Annotated in this window: 18 protein-coding genes; 10 read left to right on the forward strand and 8 right to left on the reverse strand. The window is 60.1% G+C overall.

Features of this window, described 5'->3' with window-relative positions:
* Positions 1–3: 3 nt before the first annotated feature.
* A complete protein-coding gene (locus JOE60_RS13965) occupies positions 4–651 on the reverse strand; it encodes a hypothetical protein (RefSeq protein WP_167263851.1) in 648 nt (215 codons plus the stop codon).
* 213 nt (positions 652–864) lie between these two features.
* On the opposite strand from JOE60_RS13965, the gene JOE60_RS13970 reads away from it, so the two are divergent.
* The 3 genes from JOE60_RS13970 (at position 865) to JOE60_RS13980 (ending at position 5,613) form a co-directional block, all read left to right on the forward strand.
* Positions 865–2,562 carry a hypothetical protein gene (locus JOE60_RS13970; protein ID WP_204814932.1) on the forward strand — a complete coding sequence of 566 codons (1,698 nt, stop codon included), beginning with the start codon at positions 865–867 and terminating at the stop codon, positions 2,560–2,562.
* Between the two features lie 37 nt (positions 2,563–2,599).
* Entirely contained in the window at positions 2,600–3,676 is a 1,077-nt protein-coding gene (locus JOE60_RS13975) for an LCP family protein (protein WP_167263855.1), read from the forward strand.
* Positions 3,677–4,149: 473 nt separating this feature from the next.
* Positions 4,150–5,613, forward strand: a complete 1,464-nt coding sequence (locus JOE60_RS13980) for a sugar transferase (protein WP_239528866.1) — start codon at positions 4,150–4,152, stop codon at positions 5,611–5,613.
* On the opposite strand, the gene JOE60_RS13985 is transcribed toward JOE60_RS13980, so the two are convergent.
* Together JOE60_RS13985 and JOE60_RS13990 are read right to left on the reverse strand one after the other, a co-directional pair.
* A complete protein-coding gene (locus JOE60_RS13985; protein WP_167263857.1) occupies positions 5,610–7,082 on the reverse strand; it encodes an O-antigen ligase family protein in 1,473 nt (490 codons plus the stop codon). The two genes, JOE60_RS13980 and JOE60_RS13985, sit on opposite strands and share 4 nt — an antisense overlap.
* Positions 7,076–8,185, reverse strand: a complete 1,110-nt coding sequence (locus JOE60_RS13990; RefSeq protein ID WP_167263859.1) for a nucleotidyltransferase family protein — start codon at positions 8,183–8,185, stop codon at positions 7,076–7,078. Before JOE60_RS13990 ends, JOE60_RS13985 begins: the two co-directional genes overlap by 7 nt.
* Positions 8,186–8,371: 186 nt before the next feature.
* Between JOE60_RS13990 and JOE60_RS13995 the strand changes: the two genes are divergently transcribed.
* From JOE60_RS13995 to JOE60_RS14010, 4 genes are all read left to right on the forward strand, one after another.
* Positions 8,372–9,541: a glycosyltransferase family 4 protein gene (locus JOE60_RS13995; RefSeq protein ID WP_167263861.1), complete on the forward strand. Its 1,170-nt coding sequence runs from the start codon at positions 8,372–8,374 to the stop codon at positions 9,539–9,541.
* A gap of 104 nt (positions 9,542–9,645) precedes the next feature.
* Positions 9,646–10,581 (forward strand): glycosyltransferase family 4 protein, encoded by a 936-nt coding sequence (locus tag JOE60_RS14000; RefSeq protein WP_204814933.1) that lies wholly within the window; start codon positions 9,646–9,648, stop codon positions 10,579–10,581.
* Positions 10,578–11,636 carry a polysaccharide pyruvyl transferase family protein gene (locus JOE60_RS14005; RefSeq protein WP_167263864.1) on the forward strand — a complete coding sequence of 353 codons (1,059 nt, stop codon included), beginning with the start codon at positions 10,578–10,580 and terminating at the stop codon, positions 11,634–11,636. The genes JOE60_RS14000 and JOE60_RS14005 overlap by 4 nt, the downstream gene beginning before the upstream one ends.
* Positions 11,633–12,784, forward strand: a complete 1,152-nt coding sequence (locus JOE60_RS14010) for a hypothetical protein (RefSeq protein ID WP_167263866.1) — start codon at positions 11,633–11,635, stop codon at positions 12,782–12,784. Before JOE60_RS14005 ends, JOE60_RS14010 begins: the two co-directional genes overlap by 4 nt.
* Here JOE60_RS14010 and lepB read toward each other — a convergent pair.
* The 4 genes from lepB to JOE60_RS18540 all read right to left on the reverse strand — a co-directional run bounded on the left by lepB (position 12,781) and on the right by JOE60_RS18540 (position 16,301).
* Positions 12,781–13,491, reverse strand: coding sequence for a signal peptidase I (lepB, locus tag JOE60_RS14015; protein ID WP_167264204.1), 711 nt, complete (start codon positions 13,489–13,491; stop codon positions 12,781–12,783). The genes JOE60_RS14010 and lepB overlap by 4 nt on opposite strands.
* Before the next feature lie 5 nt (positions 13,492–13,496).
* Positions 13,497–14,624 (reverse strand): ATP-binding protein, encoded by a 1,128-nt coding sequence (locus JOE60_RS14020; protein WP_167263868.1) that lies wholly within the window; start codon positions 14,622–14,624, stop codon positions 13,497–13,499.
* Positions 14,625–14,768: 144 nt separating this feature from the next.
* Complete coding sequence (locus tag JOE60_RS14025; protein WP_239528867.1) at positions 14,769–15,413, reverse strand: hypothetical protein; 645 nt, start codon at positions 15,411–15,413, stop codon at positions 14,769–14,771.
* A gap of 189 nt (positions 15,414–15,602) precedes the next feature.
* The gene (locus tag JOE60_RS18540) at positions 15,603–16,301 is read right to left on the reverse strand and encodes a helix-turn-helix domain-containing protein (protein WP_167263870.1); all 699 of its coding nucleotides are present in this window, start codon (positions 16,299–16,301) and stop codon (positions 15,603–15,605) included.
* A gap of 301 nt (positions 16,302–16,602) precedes the next feature.
* Here JOE60_RS18540 and JOE60_RS14035 point away from each other — a divergent pair, with 301 nt between their 5' ends.
* Together JOE60_RS14035 and JOE60_RS14040 are read left to right on the forward strand one after the other, a co-directional pair.
* Positions 16,603–18,135 carry a tyrosine-protein kinase domain-containing protein gene (locus JOE60_RS14035; RefSeq protein ID WP_167263872.1) on the forward strand — a complete coding sequence of 511 codons (1,533 nt, stop codon included), beginning with the start codon at positions 16,603–16,605 and terminating at the stop codon, positions 18,133–18,135.
* 5 nt (positions 18,136–18,140) lie between these two features.
* Positions 18,141–18,764, forward strand: coding sequence for an arsenate reductase/protein-tyrosine-phosphatase family protein (locus JOE60_RS14040; RefSeq protein WP_167263874.1), 624 nt, complete (start codon positions 18,141–18,143; stop codon positions 18,762–18,764).
* Here the strand turns inward: JOE60_RS14040 and JOE60_RS14045 are convergent.
* Complete coding sequence (locus JOE60_RS14045) at positions 18,761–19,198, reverse strand: VanZ family protein (protein ID WP_167263876.1); 438 nt, start codon at positions 19,196–19,198, stop codon at positions 18,761–18,763. The genes JOE60_RS14040 and JOE60_RS14045 overlap by 4 nt on opposite strands.
* A gap of 235 nt (positions 19,199–19,433) precedes the next feature.
* Between JOE60_RS14045 and JOE60_RS14050 the strand changes: the two genes are divergently transcribed.
* Positions 19,434–19,895 carry a hypothetical protein gene (locus JOE60_RS14050; protein WP_167263877.1) on the forward strand — a complete coding sequence of 154 codons (462 nt, stop codon included), beginning with the start codon at positions 19,434–19,436 and terminating at the stop codon, positions 19,893–19,895.
* Positions 19,896–19,963: the final 68 nt, after the last annotated feature.

Below are 19,963 nucleotides of genomic sequence, written 5' to 3' on the forward strand. Positions count from 1 at the left end.
GGGTTACTTGCCGCTTGCGCGGGGCCTGGCTGTCCCCTTGTAGCGCAGGGCCCGGAAATAGGCCACACCAAGGAGGATCAGGACCAGCACCGTGATGCCTTGGACCAGCGGACTGTTTTCAGCCACCGGAGCGATGGCGGCCTTCAACGGGCCGGCTATGTCTGCACTGGCAACCGGAGCGGCAGCCTTACTTGGAGTCTGCGTTGGCCTTTGATCCGGTGTGGGCACGGCCGCAGCACTTGTCTCAGCCTCGGCAGGCACTTCAGGTTCCGGGAGATATTCGCCAGCGTCTTGCTGAGTGGGGAGAGTTTCAACCGGCGCTTCGGGTGCGGGCGCTGCCGGAACTTCAGGCGCAACAGCGGGCGGCGCTACCGGCTGCTGAACCACGGGAGGGGCGGGCGCGGGGGCTACGGGCTGATCCGTGGAGGGCGGCGTTTCTGGCTGCGAAGGAGCCGTGGTGGGAGCAGGTGGGCCCAAAGTGGGGACAACCACGGGCGGTTCCACCACGATAGGCGGTTCCGTCTCGCCCGGCGCAGGAGATTCCATCCCGGGGCCAGGCTCGGTCTGGGTGGCAAAAGCGGGTTGAGTTCCAACAAATCCGAGTACAGCCAACGCCAAAACCACCAGCACGGTTTGAACACGTTTGATCACGGTGCCCAACTTTCCCCCCGTTGTATAAATTGCAGAACCTGAGCGTTCTGTAGAGCGCCACCGCCCGAGACTTGGCGGAGCCAGATCGTCCCCTGTCGGAGGGCAACCTGAGATAGTTTATCGCAACTACCAAATCAGGCTGGGAAGAACCTTGACGCCGCTCACTGGCCGCGGTTGGTAGAGTCGGCTCCATTGCCCGCTCCAGAGGAAGACATGTCACCCGTGAGGCCCTCCCGAACGTCAGGCTCGCCCCGTCCCCGATTGTTGATTCTGCTGGTTGGCGCCTTCCTGGCAGTAGCCGTCGTCACTGCCGCGGCCATTTCACTCCTGCCCACCCCCCAGAAGTCCCCCGCCCCACCTTCGGCTACACCTAAAGCCCTCCCCCAGTACCCACTCTCCGGATACTTCATCTATGCCAATTCTTCGGCGACAGCCAACCGTAAGAAATTGGCTGACATCCACGCTCTGGGAGGTGACACCGTCATCACCTTTGGAACACTCCTCCGGCCGGCCTCCAGGGAGAGCTTGCCGCAAGACTGCCTCATTGAGGGAATCAACTGCGCCGATGTCGCGGCTCGTTCGTTGAAAGTAAATCGCTACTTCACCTATTCCGATGGCGCTCAATGGAGCGGCTCAGCGCTTGGATGCCCCCGGGATCGCAGCCTGACTTCCAATGGGAAGACCTTTGCGGTATTGGTGCTTCCCGCGGACAGCCAAGGTTGCAACTCCCCCAGTGGCACCTACGACGTCGTGGTGACCGGTGGAACCAAGTCACCGGACTCGGATCCCACGCAGACATTGGCCGCAGCGGCCACCGACTTGAAGATGCAGTTCTACGCGGGGCTTCCCGCCCCGGTCAAGCGAACGGATCTGGAGTATTTGCCGGACCTCTCCTACACGCAGACCTTGAGTCTCTTCACGGAGCGGTTCCTGCGCTTCCAGGCCGAAAAGAATGATGTGCCCGGGTTGGCCGGTTTTTACCACCATGTGGAGATGCCACTGAGTTCAAGTCCCTTCTTCGATCCGATCCTGTCCTTATATACGTTGCAAAACCAGGCCATCCACAAGCTCCTTCCCTCGCGATCGGCAGTCATCAGCCCCTACATAGAGTCGCGGAAGAGTACCTCCTTCGTTACCCCCGCGGAGGCCGGACAGGCCATCCGCAACATCGCGGGAACGTCCGCAGGGTTGAAGGTGAACATTGCTATCCAGGACGGCATGGGCACCGGAAAGGGTGCCGCCTATCTGGACAGCGAAGCCAAGACTCCCGTGGATTCTTTCGCCGCAACGATCGTGGGCCACGGGACGTGGCAGGAGAAATACGCCGCGCCCAACAAGGACTATTTCCGCGCAGCAGCGGCCGGCGTCAAGGGGACCAACGCGGTGCTCTGGGCCAACTTGGAGGGTATGGCACCCGCCACGGACAGAAACGTCTGCAGCAACAGTCTCCGTGGCCAAACCACCGTGAAACGTATCGAGCGCCAACTCCAGCAGATGGAACCCGCCACGAAAGTAATTTCATTCATGTGGGATCCCTATTTCACCTGCAAAGGCACGGGAACACCCCTCGTGGAGCAAATGGCGTCCGGATTCAAGACCCCTGTGGTGACCAGCGCCGCCGTCGACCGTTCGTCTGACCGCTTGACCATAACCGGCTTCAACATTGCCGGGGGCCAAACAACACTGAAAGGGACTTCCAAAGACGGGCAGCCGCGGGAGTGGACCACGGCGTCTCCAGATACCCACAAAAAAAGCGTCAAAGACCCAGAGGGAAACCCCCAATTGGAAACCTTGGACGTGGACCTAAAGGCCGTCAATTTCGACGCCGGGGCCAGCCTGAAAGTGGACCTCACCAATCAATGGGGAGCCAGCCTGAACCAAGAGTTTGCCGAAGGGCTAATTGCACCTTGATAGAATCGTCACTGCTGATGCCGACACCAAGGAACACATGACGCTCCCGACAGATACCGATACTCCCTCTGCAGAGTCCCGTCCCCGACGTCAAAAAAGCGGGAAAAAGACCACACGGAACGTACTTCTTGGCTTCGCCGCAGTAGTGCTGGTTGCGGGCATCATTGGAGGTGCCTACATCTTCAATCTGGCACAGACCTTCAACTCCGGCACCACTAAAATTGATGCCGCTTTCCCCGAAGAATCCACACGTCCCCAAAAGAGCCAACCGGTCAACGGCAGCGCTCCCATGAACATCCTGGTGATGGGCAGCGACACCCGTGGAACTGCGGAGATCGACGTCGACAACCAAGCCTCTACCGACCAGCGGGCGGATACGCTGATGCTGGTTCACATTCCGGCCGACCGCAAGAACGTTTACGCTGTGTCGCTCATGCGTGACCTCTGGGTGGATATCCCGGGCAGGGGCGAATCAAAGATCAACGCAGCTCTGGCCTACGGTGGTGTGCCGTTGATGGTGCAGACCGTGGAGTCTTTGTTCCAGCAGCGGATTGACCATGTGGCCATGGTCGACTTCGAGGGCTTCAAGGGATTGACCGATGCCCTGGGCGGCGTGGAGGTTGACGTGAAGATTCCGTTCGCCCCCAATTCCGGGCCAATGAAGGGGCACTACTACGCTGCCGGGAAACAGACCTTCAATGGCGACGAGGCTTTGGCATTCGTGCGTGAACGCAAGTCGTTCAGTGACGGCGACTACCAGCGCGTACGCAACCAACAGGCCTACCTGAAATCGATCATCAGCAAGACGATCGCCAAGGAGACCCTGACCAATCCGGTCACAGTGAGCAACATGGTCTCCGCGGTCTCCCCCTTCATCAGCGTGGACAAAGGGTTTGACGCTGGTGCAATTGGCAGCTTGGCCGTTGGGATGAAGGACCTCCGGGCCAACGATACCGTGATGTTCACCCTGCCAACCCTGGGCACGGGGACGTCTGCGGATGGGCAGTCGATTGTGGTCAAGGATCCCACTGCCATCAGCGACATCGCAGCAGCACTGTCCAAGGATCAGCTGGGCGCTTACGTGACCGCCCACGCCTTGGAAAAGGGCAACTAGCGAAATCAACGCCGCCTGGCATCAGGTGGAAGCAACCGACCGAGGCCCCCGGCTCCACGGCTCACGCCGAGGAAGCCGGGGGCCTTTTCCATGCCCCAAAGCCAGCTTCCTTTGCGCGCAGAGTTCTTTTTCCTGCACAAATTGGAGCATATAAGAATGCTTTCATTGCGCGGAAATTAGCATATTTTGCGCGAAATGATTCACGAAAGACTCCTTTGTTTTTTGTAGTCGATTAACATCCTGCTGACCATTCACTCAGAATTTGAGATGCAGCTCGTTGGCGCCTAGCATGGAAATTACCGACGTAAAGTCAGGCGCCAAGCGCCGACTTATGCCGGTAATTTACGTTCGCCCTTATGGGCGATTGGGGGCTATGGGGGCTGAAATCGTGAATACACCTATATCTTTGCTGGATCATCCCGGCGGACATAAACTGGCGGATTCCGCCACGTCTCCGAGCTTTTCGGGCTAGCATGAGCGCCGCTGTATCAGCTGCCCCCGCTGCCGTCACCAGCACCGATTCAACGTGGCTGCGCGCCCAGAGCATCAAGATGCGCTTCCTGGACCTGGCCTGTGTGGTGGTGGCTGTAGCCGGCGCCCATCTCCTGAGGTTCGGAACTGATGACGTCACGGTTGCCGGCGGAGACACAGAGCTGTCCTACACAACGCTCTCCTTGGTTTTGATCATTGCTTGGACGGGCATTTTGGAGTTCGGCGGCACAAGGGACCGGAAGGTCCTGGGAACCGGAACCGACGAGTACAAACGTGTGGCTGTTTCATCGCTGTGGCTCTTCGGTGGCTTGGCTGTAGTTTCATACGTCTTCCAATTGCAGACTGCACGGGGTTACGTTTCTGTAGCACTGCCGCTGGGCGTGGCCCTCATCCTGGTAGTCCGCCTGCTCCAGAGAAGGTATCTTCACCAGAGCCGGCTCCAGGGAGAGAACCTCCACCGCGTTCTGTTGATCGGCGCACCCAATAACGTGGACCACCTCTACGGACGCCTCACCCAGCACATCGTTTCCGGCTACAAACCGGTGGCAGCCCTGCTGACCGACACAGGCAAGACGGTCCGCGAGGATCTCCGCGTCCTGGGCACCACACCAGACGTTGATATGGTTTTGGACTCCATCGCCGAATCGGGCGCCGATACAGTGGCAGTGTGCGGTGGCGCCCAGCTGGACCCTGCCTTCCTGCGCAGGCTCGGCTGGGAGTTGGCAGCTCGCGACGTCGGAATGATCGTCGCCCCAGCTCTCACAGATGTTTCCGGCCCCAGAATCCATATGCAGCCAGTGGCGGGGCTGCCCCTGATTCACGTGACCACTCCCAAACTCAGTGGCGTAAAAGCCTTCGCGAAACGCGCCCTGGATATTGGCCTGTCTCTGATTCTCCTGACGATGTTGGCCATCCCCATGGCGATCGTCGCCATCATGGTCAAGCTGGACAGTCCGGGCTCGGCCTTCTATTTTCAGGAGCGGATTGGCAAGGGCGGCCAGTCCTTCAGGATGATCAAGTTCCGTTCCATGAGAAATGATGCCGAAACGCTTCTGGAGGCCTTCCAGGCCCAGAGCCAGGACAGCGTCATCTTCTTCAAGATGAAGGACGACCCGCGCGTCACACGCTTGGGTGCCTGGATCCGCCGCTACTCGATTGACGAGCTCCCCCAGCTCCTCAACGTTCTCAATGGCACCATGAGCTTGGTTGGTCCCCGGCCCCAGGTTGCACGCGAAGTGGAGATGTACGACTTCGCATCCGTCCGCCGCCTGCTGGTCAAACCGGGCATGACGGGCTTGTGGCAAGTGAGCGGCAGGAATGACCTTTCGCTTGAAGAGTCAATCCGACTTGACCTCTACTACGTGGAGAACTGGTCACTCGCTCAGGACATAGTCATCCTGTTCAGGACGGCCAAAGCCGTTGTCGCCAAGGACGGGGCCTACTAGCCAAGGACGGCGGCCGCAGGTGGACCTGCATCAGGTTCTTTGCCCGGAGCATCTGCGGCGAGCAAGCCGAACACCGTCCAGATGGGTAGAAACGTCCATGACGACTGCGTGGCTACACCCAGAGCCACAAAAATGGCGACCATCACCAACACGGGCGAGGTCCGCCGGTTGCGCCAAATCAGGCAGATAACCAGCAGGCCGAAGGCGATCAAAGCAAAGTAGCCCAGCTCGGCTGCAACATGTGCATAGGCATTCTCGGCAATCGGCCGGGTCTGGTCCGTTGAGTAGATCCAAGGGAGTTGGCGACCATTCACGTACTGGTCGAAAAAGGCGCCATACCGCCCTGGACCAACCCCAAAAATGGGGTTGTCCAAACTCATATCAAAAGATATTTCGGTCTTGACACCACGCTGGTTGAGGGATGTTGTTGCGAACTGATAGTCCGGTGCGAATTCCGTGAACCCCAGCTTGGCCAGTTGCCGGCCCAGAGTATTTCTGAGCGTATCCGAGAAAAGCAGTACCAGCACTCCCGTTAATGCAGCGGCAATCAGAGGTACAACCACCTTGGAGAACTTAAGCACCACAATCAGGGCGATGCCCGCAGCAAGGCCGGCATAAGCAGTAGTGGACTGTGAATAGAGGATGCAGAGCGCCGCTATCGCAGCTGCAGAATAGCTCCGGTTGTACAAGGCAACAAGGATTGCCGCGCCCGCATAAAAGCCCAGGTGCTGACCTTCCAAAAACGGCCCGGAACGCAAAGTATCAACGGTGCCGTCCACACCCAATGTACGGAAACCTAGGAGCCCGATAATGGACGTATTTCCGGTGAGGGAAGACGCCCATTGAAGGAGTACGGCCGCACCGCAAAGCCATATGGACAGTACGGTTGCCTGCACGATTTTGGGGCGTTCAACCCGGCGCAAAACAGCCCAAAAAGTCAGTGCAAGGAAGGCGTAACCGCTGTACAGCAGCAGGTCGGTCTGGAATCCTCGCTCATACCCAATCGTCCGGAGCCCGGATGCGGTTGGGGTGAGATTAACGATCGCCGAAAGGACGGTGGCCACTGCCAGGAACAGCGCGGCACCGCCGGCGACATCCATGCGGCGGGGCTTGGATCGCTTGCCAAGGACATAGGTTGCGATGCCCAGGACGGCCAATATCTCACTGATCTTCAGAGGGAAACCTACTGACAAGGTCAGCGCATATTGGAAGGGCATAAACACAACGCTCAGCAGAATGAAGCGCTGAAACCACGGACCTGTGGCTACCAATTGCCGTATGGAAACCTTGGTAGCCCGGCCGTCACCTGATGGCCGGGCTTCTTCAGCACTTGTTTCAGTAACGCCCAGCGCAGCTCCGCGTTCTTCGGTTCTGCTGATCCCCATGTTCAAGTCCCTCACCTGCGTGGCCCCCAATACCAAGTTTCTTTTGCCTTGCCGCCGTGCCTGATTTGCGGCGCCCACTACCACCGCAGGAGTTTGCGCAGTCTCCGCACGCGCGCGCCAATGAGCCCAGCGTTAGACCGTCCCGCCCGGGCCTCCGAGGCAGCCAGCACTTCCCGCTGCGGCCACACCGCGCGTTGCACAAAAAGGCGGCGTTCACTCGGCGAAAGCGAGGCAAAGATCATCCAGTAGGCACGCCACCACCCCCTGCTTTCGCGCCATTTCCAGTTCAGGGGAATCTTGTGGTCAACAACAAACGAATGGCGCGGGAAGGCCAGCCGGAGGGAGGGTTCCAACACGGCCAGCGCCTTGATCTCCCGGGCGAAGTCCAAAGAGTCCACACCACCCACCTTGAGCCTCTCCGCAACTTCGTGCGCTTGTGCAGGCGGCTTACCGTGGCGGGCTTCCGGCCGCAACTCGTGGAGTGCCAACAGGACCGCATGGGCCGGCAGGTCCGGCGTGAGTACGGCGACGCCCGCAAATGACGTGGTCTCAGTGCTCTGCACAAGTGATGCGAAGACCGCGTCATCGCTTAGGGAACAGCCGGGAATGTGGCGGTGGACGTCAACCTCACAACCCCACTCACCGGGTTCCAGCGCCGTGGAGTGATTAAAGGAGAGCCCGGACCACTGGTCAGCTTGGCCGTTCCAGCCCCACTGCTCCAGGGCGTGGCAGACAACCTCCACATGGTCCGGGTGCACCCAGATGTCCACATCCCCGGAGTGCTCCCGGTCCCGCAGGCCTTGGCGGTGGAGGGTGGGCCCTTTGATGGCCACCACCCCAATGTGGATGTCCCGTGCAACACTGGCCACCAGGGCATACACCATTTCATGCAGGGGCGAGCTGAGCCATGGCTTCTCCAGACGCCTGACCCGTGCCGGATGTCCCTCGTCACCTGAGGCAAGCCCCACCGAAGCAAACTCCCGAACCAAAAGCCGCTCGTCTGGAGTCAGCGCAGTGTCCGCCACCGGGCCTGCCACCAAACGCCGCCAAAGGGAAGCGGGGGCGCCGATCAGTCCCAGTGGTTCCGAAGGCACTGTGGCCAACAGCATTACCTCAACGCCGGCGTGGTTTTCATGCCATCCCCTGAGGTCCAGAGCCCCGTAGGCAATGGCTACCCACCTGGTCATTCGCTGTCCTCCCCTTGGACGCCTTTGCGACGGGCGGGGATCAGCTGATGATTCCCTCGCACGCGGGCAGGCAATTACCCGTTAAACCTACCGCAATTCGAAACTTCGAATTGAACAGCAGGCTTACCATGACCGCTTCGCAGTAATCTGAAATACAGCCCACATCCGGTATCCTTGAACCTGGACTTGAACCGCAACTCTCCCCCAACCAAAAACTTCCTTGTATTCGTGTACAGCGGAGGCAGCAGTTGGTATGGGACTGCGTCTCACTTGCTATTTATTTGGGGGAGCACGATGGTCATTCGAGGTGCGTCTGACAAGATACTTCACGTAGTTGACCGCATCGACGGCGGTGTGCCGAAAGCGGTTCGTGGCTACATTGAGAACAGCCCTCCGGAATTCCAGCATACTATTCTCTCTCCATTCGTGAATGGCAGTCCCGCGCCGGTCTGGAACGGCCTGGTTATTGCCCACCATGATCTTGGCCAAGGGCTGCTGGGGCGAATTGCAGCAGTGAAAACTACGGTGAACATTGTTTCCCCCAGGGTGGTTCACGCCCATTCGAGTTTTTCGGGCCTCTATGCGCGCGCTAAGCCCTTGGATTCACCTGTTGTTTACGAGCCGCACTGCTTCAAACATGACGATCCCCACACACCCGCTTTACAACGGATGCTGTTCCAGCGGGTGGAGAAGTTCCTGGCCCGCCGGACGTGGAAGTTCGGAACACTGACATCGCATGAGACGCGTCTTGTCCATGAGCTCAAACCGGAGGCCACCTGCGTTCGAATTCCCAATCTGCCAAGCATCCCCAGGACGGATGCTGCCGGAAAAAGGGCTGCAGGCGATGAGTCCCCCACCATCAGCATGGTGGGACGCATCAGCCGGCAGAAGGATCCTTTGTTCTTTCAACGAGTCGCCGCTTCCGTACGCCGTGAAATACCCCATGCGCGCTTTCAGTGGATTGGTGATGGTGATCCCGTGCTGCGAGGGCATTTGGAACAAGAAGGCATTGAGGTCACTGGGTGGCTGCCCTCCACCGAGGTGGCGACTGCCCTGGCCGCGAGTTCGGTTTACGTCCATAGCGCAGCTTATGAAGGTTTCCCCCTGAGCGTTCTGGACGCCGCGGCACAAGGTATCCCGGTGGCAGCAAGGGCAATACCGGCGTTCGAAGGTTCCGGGCTACTGCAGGCCCCCGATCCCGACGGAGTGGCTGAGCTTGTCCACTCGATTCTTCGCACACCTCAAGCACACACCTTGGCGCAGGCAGCCAATCAGGAACTCCTGGACCGGATGAACCGCCAAACACTCCAGACCGCACTTCGTGACCTCTATGCCCCGAAAGGCAGCGACTTGTGAACCAACTCCAACGAGTAGCATTCCCCTCTAGGATCCTTTCCCGACATGTGGGCGGTAACACCACTTATGCGAGGGAAATCGCGAAGGGGCTCAAGGTACGCGGTGTGGAAATCACTGAGCTAGCCTCAACACAACGTGCCGCGCTGACGGCCTTGGGTGAAACGTGGCAGGGACTGACGCTGCCACGATCACCGGGTTTCGTGATTCACTACAGCGCCGACACAGGTCCCTTGCTACCCACCCGTGCCCCCTCTGTTGTTACCGTCCATGGCGTAGCCAGCCGTTGGATCACCACCGCCCGCTCACCGCGTCAGGAAAAGATCTGGCGCACAAGGGTCCAACGCGCCATCCAGTCCACTGATGCGGTCATCACGGTTTCAAACTCCAGCGCTGACGACGTGTCCCACGTATTTGGGGTGGACCCTGCACGCATCACTACCATTCCCCACGGTATTGATACTGAGCACTTCGCCCGGCATCGCCCCCTGAGCAACCGGCTTCAGCATCTGTCGGCCACTCCTTATGTGCTTTACCTGGGCAATATCGAGCCCCGGAAGAACCTCGTTGAACTGGTCCGTGCATTCTCGATGCCCCCTCTGAAGGAGCTCGGCGTAAGGCTGGTGATTGCCGGCAAGCCTGCTTGGAACGCCGATGAGTCAATGGCCGCAATTAACTCCGCGGATGTCGTGAACCTTGGGTTTGTGGACGACGACGAAAGGGTGGCACTGATGCAGCACGCTGAACTTTTCGCCTTCCCCAGCCTGTATGAAGGATTTGGTTTTCCGGTCCTCGAGGCTCTGGCTGCCGGCACACCGGTTATTTGCTCGGACAGGGGTTCCCTCAAAGAGGTCGCAGGGCCCTCCTTGATTTTCGAGGGGATCGACGCCGGCTCGCTGGCGCGAGGCATAGCTGGCGCCCTCAGCGATCCGGTGGCATTGGCGGGCGTCCGTGCAGCGGGCCCGGCTTGGGCACAACGTTTCAGTTGGAACAGCAGCGTGGACGCTCACACCGCTGTGTATGAAAGGGTTCTTCAGCGATGAAAGTACTGATCCTGCACGCGTACAGTGCCAACAACATCGGCGACGGCATGCTGGTGACCGAGGCGATTGAACTCATCAACGAGGCATTTCCATCAGAGGATGTCCAACTCACCGTTCTGGCATCGGATCCGGACAGCTTCGACCTTCCGGGGGTAACCCTGCGCGGCAGCAAACCCACGCTGCGTGGCTACAATCGCGAATACCTCCATACCTTGAAGGACCTGAAAACTTTCGACTTGGTTGTTGGGGTTGGCGGGGGCTACCTGCGCGGGGGTACTTGCGTCGAGCTCGCCAAGGCATTGCTTGTCCACGGGGTTCAACTGCGGGCCGCCAGCCGTCACGGGTCAAGGGTGGTCTACCTGCCGCAAAGCATCGGCCCACTGCGGCTTCGGAGCGCTCCGTGGTTCCGGAAACACCTGGGCAAGCTAAGCAGGGTCTGGGCGCGCGATGACCGTACGGTTGATGAACTCGGGTTGCCGTCTGTTGTAAAGCGGTCTCCGGACATGGCCGTACTGCGCGTTCAATCGCGCACCACCCGCCCTGTGGAGGCCGTGCCGGTGTATTCCGTGCGCAATCTCCGCGGTGGCTTGCCTGAACCCATCACTGAGCTTGCGTCACTGATTGGTTCCTTTGACGGCTACGTGCAAAGCCAGACGGGTGGAAACCAAGACCTGTCCCCCATGCAAAGCCTGCATCCTCGGAAAATCCTTGAGCGTCAGGATTTCCTCAACGACGCCACGACCAAACGCGTTGTGGTTGCCGTACGGCTCCATGCAGCCCTCATGGCTCTCCAGGCCGGCCACTACGTGATTCATCTTTCCTATGAGCGAAAGGGGTTCGCAGCTTTCGCGGACCTGGGGCTTCAGGAGTACGTTCACAACGCCTTTTCCTTCGACCCGCACGCCGTCAGCAGCCAGCTCACACGGCTTCTGTCCGATGAGAATGCGCGGGTTGACTACGACGCCGCGATCAACCAGGCCGTAACGAACAGTCACGCCACGCTGGAGTCCCTGACCCAAAGCCTCCAATCCGCAGCCCGGACTGTGAGAGTATGACCGCTGCTACCGCTACAGGCCGCGGTGCTTTTCAGTCACTGATCATGGTTGCCTCGGGAGCAGTGACAGCCATTGTTCCGGCCGCCGTCCAGGGCGTGGCAGCCCGTCTCTTTGCCCTTGACGACCAAGCCCACATAGCACTGTTCCTCAGCTTCGGGTCCTTCATTGCCGGAGTCCTGGCAGCCGGGCTGCTGGAACCGCGCATGGCTGACACCTCGTTGATGGAGAAGACCTACATACCTTTATGGGCAACGGCTTTGGGCGTGGCGGGCACCCTGGGGATGGTCATTTTCCCGGGCTCCGTTGCAGCCATGGCCGTAGGTTTGCCATGCGCAATGCTGGCGCTCCAAATAGGCCGGATGCATGCAGCATTCACGGCAGGATGGAGGATGGAGGCCCTCACTGCCTCCGCGTTGGTGCTGGGGGCAGGAGGTGCACTGGTGTTGGCCGGGCAGAAGTCACCCTGGGCGGTCTCCGTCCTGGGACTGGCTATGATCGTGGCCATCCTGATCCGTGCAATCAAGGCTCCCTACAAGGCTTCCGGCCGGCCGCGACTGGCCCCCACCGCCTGGATCACGCTGGAGACTGCCATGGTGGCTTTGGTGCCGCTGGGCATCGTAGCCACGGTCTACCTGCTTCAGCGCAATGACGAGGCAGTGGCTCTCAAAGCAACCATCACAGTCCTGGGAGCGCTCCAACCCATTCTTGGATACATGCGGACCAGGCTGTTGGGTGCGCATTCCAGGAGTCTGGTTCTGGGAATGTCCGGCCTGAGCGTGCTGGCCATCGCTGCGATCCTGCTCCTCGAAGTCCTTGGCGTGTTCAACGCGCTCTTCGGCACCGCCTGGAATGTGGTCACCATGAGCGCGCTGTCCCTGGCATGCCTCTGGAAGCTCATCACCATCCCCAGCACGCTGCCCTTCACCTACCTGCGCCGGGCTGGATTGGTTGGTCAGGTCTTCTGGATCCGGGTTGCTTCTTCCCTGCTCTACCTGGCAGTTAGCGTGGCGCTCCTGACCGTCAGCGATTCGCTTGCGCTGCTCTTCCTGGGCCTGGCCGTGGTGGAAACAGTGACCGGCCTGTTGCTCTTCGCGAAATACCGCTCCGTGGCCAAGGCCCACCAGATCCTGGAACCAAGTCCCGCCTAGTGCACACCGGTCAAGTCAGCGTTGCTGCCCCACTTGTTGAACGGATAAATAAACCAGTCAACCTTGCCCACCAAGTCCGACGCCGGCACAGTCCTGACGCACTCCGCGGTGGCGGCAGGGAACCGGCAACCTGCCACGGAGTCCTCTGAGTTGGATCTGTGATCGCCCATGAACAGGTATTCATCTGCGCCGAGGTGCAGTGGGAGAAAGCAGCGAGGTGACTTGACCGCCGTCGTGCAATCAAGCGAACCCGCCGTAAACGGCAGGTCCTGAAAGACGTAAGGTTCGTCAACGGCCTCGCCGTTCACCGAGACCTTCCCGTCGATGTCACAACATTCCACGGTATCTCCGGGCAGCCCGATGGCCCGTTTGACCAGGTACTCGGTGTTGCCAGGTCCGATGCCGGTCACCTCGCCAAACCATCCGACGGCGGTACGGACAAAACCACGTTCCGGCGGCTTTCCCCACGTGGCTGGCTTTCGGAACACCACCACGTCCCCGCGTTGGGGTGTTCCCAGTGAGTACCCAATGCGGTTGACCAGCACACGGTCCCCAACGTTCAAGGTCTGCTCCATTGAACCTGAAGGGACCTGATAAACCTTCACCAGGAATCCCTGAACCAAGGCAACAACTACCAACGCCAAGAGCGCGTGGAACCACGGCGAACGCAGGAAACGACGGCGACGGACAGGCTCTTTTGTTGCCATGGGCGTCACGACTGCAGAGTGGTTTCGCGCAGTGCCAGTCCAGCCTCCGCCAAGGCTTCCAGAACCCCCGCCACTGCGTCATCCAGTTCCTGGTGCGGTGGAGCGCCAAACCGGGCCTCCACGTGGCGGGTCAACGCTGCGAAATCCAGGCCGTGGCACAAGCCACTCCACACCAACGGAGCAACACCATCAAGGACTGTTACCACTCGGTTGGCGTCGAGGATCGCGGTCTGGCCAGCGGCCTCCACAGCATCCAGAACGGGTGCTGGAACGTACCGTGTTCCGGACAAGGAGTGCTCGGTGCCGTACGCTGACTCCTGCGGCAGGACAGCCACCCAGGGGTCAGGTTCTTCCCGGCTGAACATGGCCTCCACCAGCGGCACCAGGTCTGAGGCTTCAGCGTAGATGACTTCCTTGATGGCACCGCAGCGATCAACATGCCTGGCCAAGGTCTGCAATGGACGGTCCATGTCTGAAAGATAGCTGGCCTCCGGAACCAAAGCGGCAAGGGCAGCACACAGGCCCACGGCAGTTATCCGGGGCTTTCCGGCATGGTCATTCGTGCGGGACACCAGCACCAGGGCCCCCAGATGCAGGGGCTCCTGAGGCAGTTCCCTCAGCCCCAATGATGAGGGTGCAAGTTGCTCTTTGTACGCCTCACCCGAACGGATAACGGAGAGGGGCTTCCGGTAGGGGTGGATCATGCCGTTGGCTTCGATGCCCACAGTTTCATCGGTGACATAGCCAAGGCTGGTCCCCAGAGTTCGAGCCAAGGTGGTTTTTCCGCGTCCGGATGGTCCAATCAGAACCAGCACCCGCCCGGCATCATCAGTTAGACCTGCCGCATGCAGCATCAGCAGGCGTCCCCGCTGCGCCTCAATGGCAGCCAGCGTGGTGTGGGTGGACAGTTCGGCCACGGATCCGGACAGGCCGCTGCTGTCAGGAAAGGGCCACAGGACTTCGGCTTCATTGTCTCCGGCGGGCCCATTAAGACCGGAAGGTGCAACAACTGCGTCGGACCAAGGGGTTGTCAGCTTACTGAATAAATCAGGATCGTATCCATTGCAGGAATAATCAAAACGAACCCGCACCACACTGCCCAGGGCATCTACCAGGATGTCATTTGCCTGCATGTTCCTACCTTTGTTCAGATGGACGCCATGCCAAAAAAGCAACCACTGACGGCCCTCTTCAAACACTAATTCAGGGTTCCGGAGACACGAAAACGCGTCGGCCACAAGGACCAACGCGTTTCCGCAAATACCGACGAGTAGAAACTAAAGAATGCCTGCGCCTACTGGTACCGAAATGCTGGTGGTGGCTGTCAGGGTACGGCCACCGATAACAACCTGGATGGTTACGGCGAAGCTGGACAACGCGCTGATGGTCACACCGGTGCTTGTGCCGGCCAGACCGAAAACGATCGGCAGGTTCAGGGCGCCGTTGCTTGCAACAGTGACAGGGACGTTGGTGCCGGTCCAGGTGGTGGCCGGGAAACCGAACTGACCAACAATCGGTGCGCTCTGGTAGACCGCGGTGCGCTGGCCCGATGTTGTGGGGACCCCGTTGAATGAGTACACGCCGAAGCCGCGCGCACGTCCAACGGGAAGGTTGATACCGGCCGGGCGGGCAACGGAGACCGTCACTGTTGCGTTCTCAGTGACGGCACCAGGACCGTTGGTGAAGGTCACCGTGGTGGGCACGGTGACCAGCGCCTGTGCAGTGAGGACGCCACCACCGTCAAGGAGGTTCAGGGAAAGGAGCGCGGTCTGCGAAGCCGTGAAAGCGAGGCCCAGGGTGTTGACTGAGGCAACAGCTGCAGGTGCTGCCACAGCAGCGGCGATCACGGGCACGGACCATGCTGCGCCCTTGACGACCGCGCGGCGGGAGTGCGGCCTGGAAACGTTGATTTCGTCGCTCATGTTCTTCTTTCGACTCAGGTTGAATGCCATCGGTTGGAATCCAGCACATGCCGAGTTCCCCCATCAGGCATAGACACTACCCATGCATTTTGGGGCAAAAGTCCAGATCAGGCCCCGAACGCCGAGTTTGTCGCTGAATGATTCAAGGTCTGCACGATTTGACCGATTCCGGAGGGAACAACGCAATATTCACTGCTTCGCGCGTCGCTCGCGGAGGTCCTTGGGTCCACATCCATATAGCTCATCCAAGGCCCTGCGTAGCGCCGCGGTTGTCCCGAAACCGGTCTGCTCCGCGATCTGTTGCACGCTCAAAACGTCGTAGCGCGCATCCTTGAGGAGGTTCTTGGCGAGTCGCCCGCGCTGCCGGCGAATCTCAGCGGCGATGGAGTTTCCCACCTCAGCGAAGGCCGCCTGGACCCGCCTTAGGGAAGACTGCACTGCCTTGGCTACAGCCTCAGGATTCAGCTCCCGGTCAGCGCAGCGCTGGGCAATGACTGCCATTGCCTCATCCCTCAGGACGGAGGTCAGGGTGTTGGAACTCCACGAGATCCCGCAGTGATCCAGGAGGAGGCTTCCGGTCAGCTCAAGAAGAATCTGCTCAGTGGCATAGGACTCGATCGCTGAACCGTCAAGGGACGGCTGACCGATGATGGCAGCCACAAAGGCAGCCGCTGCAGAATCCAACCGGGAGGGAACAAGGCTCACCGTCAGACTGTCGAGGGCGTGGGGAACAAACGTCTCCGCGGTGGCCCTCTGGATGCGGATGCGGAGGGCAGTACCATCACCTGCGAAAGGCATGGGGAGGCCTTGTCCGCCAGGGACCACCACCACTGCTTCTGCGGCCGGAACCAGCGCACCGGACGGATCACGAAGAAACCCTGAGTTCACAAAATAAATGTCCACGCTCTCGCGTGGTCCCACGGCATCCAAGACCCCCAACGGACCGGAAAGCCTGCTCAATGAAACAGCACCAATTACGCAGTCTTTTTGTTCCTCCACCAAGGCCGAAACGTCTGGCGAATTATCTTCGATAGACCTGAGATGGTCAGTATCCTGCATTGTCATATTTCCCCCCATCCCACCTCAAGGTGGGTAGCCCCTTTAGAACAGCACGTTACGATATAAAGGACGCAGTGCAACAGCTGCGTTCTTTTGTGTCGACGCAACACAGCAGCAGGGGGACAATTTCATGGAGCTTACGGACTATTGGAAAGTCCTCCGCGCACATTGGGTTTCGGTCATCGCCATAACCCTGGTGGGCGGCATAGCTGCCTTCGGCTGGACGCTGACGCAAACCAAGGTTTACAGCGCCGATGCCTCCGGCATCATCTCCGTGGGGGTCAACAAGGACCTCGGCACGGCAATGGCCGGCGAAAGCTACTCCAAGTCCCGGGCCAAGTCCTACCTTGACGTTGCGAAATCGCGTTCTGTGGCGGAGACCGTCATTGATGACCTTAAGCTCCAAGGCACCACCCCCGAGCAATTGATCTCCCGGATTTCCGCCCAGAACCCACAGGACACCGCGACCCTGAAGTTCACCGCCCAAGCGAGCACTCCGGAGTCCGCACGGGACCTGGCTGAAGCATGGGTGCGGGCCGTAGGCCAGCAGGTGGACCAGCTCGAAAGAGGCGGCGCTAAAGCAGGCGAAACGTCGATTGTCAGCTTCGTATCCCTCGACGCCGCCCAGCTGCCGACGTCCCCCACGTCCCCAAACACCAGACTCGCTTTGATGATCGGCATCGTAGCCGGCTTGCTGCTTGCAATCGGCTACGCCCTCCTCCGCAACATCTTCGACCGCCGCGTCCGCTCCGCAGCCCAGCTCGAGTCCGAGACCGGCGTCGCAGTAATCGGCACCGTGCCGTTCCACACCAACTTCGACGGCGTCAATCGCTTGGTGCTCTCCCGTGGCGGCAACGATCTGGAGAACAAGAACCACCAGGACTACGCCGTGGCGGAAGCAATCCGTGAGCTCCGCACCAACCTCCAGTTCATGGACGTGGATGCGCCTCCCCGGATCATTGTGGTCACCTCCGCGCTCCCCGGCGAAGGCAAAACCACGGTGGTGGCCAACCTGGCCCAGACCATAGCAGCGTCCGGGCAAAGGGTTGTGGTGGTGGACGGCGATCTCCGCAGGCCCACCGTAGCCAAGACATTCGGTTTGCTGACCAACGTGGGCCTCACCGATGTCCTGATTGGCAGGGCCACGCTCAATGATGTCCTCCAGCCGTGGGGTGAGAGCGGCGATTTGTTTGTACTGGGTGCAGGCTCGGTACCTCCGAACCCCAGCGAGCTCCTGGGATCCAACGCCATGCATTCCATGCTGGAAGACATCGCCAAGCACGCAATCGTGCTGGTGGATGCTCCTCCGCTGCTTCCCGTGACGGATGCCGCCATTCTGACGGCCCGCACGGACGGGGCGTTGGTGGTCAGCCGCGCCGGTAAAACCACGTACGACCAGCTCAAGCGGGCCCTGCAGAACCTTGAACGCGTCAAGGGACGCCCACTGGGCTTGATCATCAATGGCGTGTCCCGCAAGTCCACCAAGGGCGAGGACTACGGTTACCAGTACTACACGTATTACAACCGGAAAGAATCAGGCGAGGACAGTGCACGCGCCTCCCACGTTCCTGTCGGCGAATCCAAGGCGGTAGAAGCCACGGCACTGGAGCCACTGGGCGAACAGCGCCGCGGCCGCCGTCGCGAACGCACGCACGCACTGTGATGCCGTTGAGCCACACAGGTGGGAAGTCGCCGTCGTCCATTCTGACCGTATGCACCGGCAACATTTGCCGGTCGCCACTGGCGGAACAAGTCATCCGGCACCGTTTACAGCAATCCGGCGTGGCCGGTTTCACGGTTGCAAGCGCGGGCCTTCACGCTGCAGTCAACGCCCCCATGGAGCCGCTCCCGGCCATGCTGTCCCGGGAGCTGGGCGGAGACCCCACTGGTTCCCATGGCAAGCAGATCACACTGGAAGCGATCGAATCAGCCGAGCTGGTGTTGACCATGACGTTGAAGCAGCGGGATGAGCTGGTCAAGAAGTTTCCCGGTGCCGCCCAACGGACGTTCACCATGGCCGAGTTCGCCCGGGCGGGTCAGGGGCTGCCCCTGGCTCAGGCCGCAGCAGTGACCGCAGCGCCCAGTTGGGCTTCCGTCACAGGAACGGCAACGGGCAGTCCGGTAGCTGAGCTTGTCCGGCGCACGGCCGCGGTCCGTTCAACCGCCGGGTTGACGTCAGCAGACGATATTCCAGACCCCATCAACGCCGACGAGGCCGTCCATCGCGATGTGGCCCAACGGATCAACGGGTACAGCCAGGACATCGTTGCGGTTTTGAGCCACCACCTCTAACGGCTGCGACGGCTGACCAGCCAGGCGACCGCCGCAACGCCGATCAGTCCACCAGCTGAGTTGGCTATGACGTCCGAAAGGGCTGTCACACGCCCCGGGACCAGGAGTTGTGTCAGCTCAATGGCTGTTGACGTCACTGCGGAAAGAAGCAGAGTGCGCCACCAATTCCAGGTGGCCGGCCAGAGGCACCGCAGCAACGCACCAAACGGTATGAACATGACAATGTTGGACACGAACTCCACTGCTACGGCCGCATCGCTCCGCGGCACGCCCAGGAAGTAAAGCCAGCCCGCGATCACACCGACAAAACCTGTCACGGTGCCGGCCTGTTGCGAGGGTAGGAACACCACCAAGGCCAAAGCCACCAGGTAGACAGCAAATGCCGCCTGAAGCCATCGCCTGTGGACTTTGGTGAAGGTGGCGAAGGCAAACATGGATCAAGCCTAGGTGACCCATCCAAATCCCGGCCCAAGAAAGTCGGGCATGGAACAGATGGACCCATACCCGGTCAATTGCCAGCTAACAGTCCTACAATTGAAATGTCCCGCCTGATCCCCCATCAGGCGGGACGCTTTCGTTAACAGCCTGTGTCAGCTCCAACGGGTAGGCTCAAGCTGGATGGCCGCCCCGAAACCACCGGCGGGCTCGTCACGGCTCTATGGGGGATTCTTGAAACGCAAACAGCAAGCACGGGCGGTGGTCGCTGCCGTCGTCGCCCTGGTTGCAGTGGTACTGAGCGCGTGCTCCCAGGAACATGACGAGGCCAAAGCCCGGGATCTGGGAATCAGCTTCATCTACTCGCTGGCTGGCCATGACGGCAAATTCTGCGATCTTCTGGATACCTCAAAAGCAGACGATGCAGCACGGTGCAAGGAAGATGAAGCCCGGCAGGCACTGCAGCTGAAAACCAACCCGGAGCCCATCCCGTGGAGCCCCAAGATCTATCAAATGGTCCCGGGCAAGGACCAAATGCTCGGCATCGTCATTGAATACAACCGCGCCGGCAAACAGGAGTTCGTCGCCGTGGAATCAGTGCGGCGGGGCGATTCCTACAAGATCCTGCGCTGGGCATACCCGGACGCAGCCGACTTCAGGACGGACCGGGCCATCACAAGAACCTTCGGCTGGTGAATGCTCCGATGGTTGTATCCTCTAGGTGAGCCACATGCAGTGGCCGTCCGGTTCAAGAGACCCCGTAA

It is taken from the genome of Paenarthrobacter ilicis, from assembly GCF_016907545.1.
GTDB lineage: Bacteria > Actinomycetota > Actinomycetes > Actinomycetales > Micrococcaceae > Arthrobacter > Arthrobacter ilicis.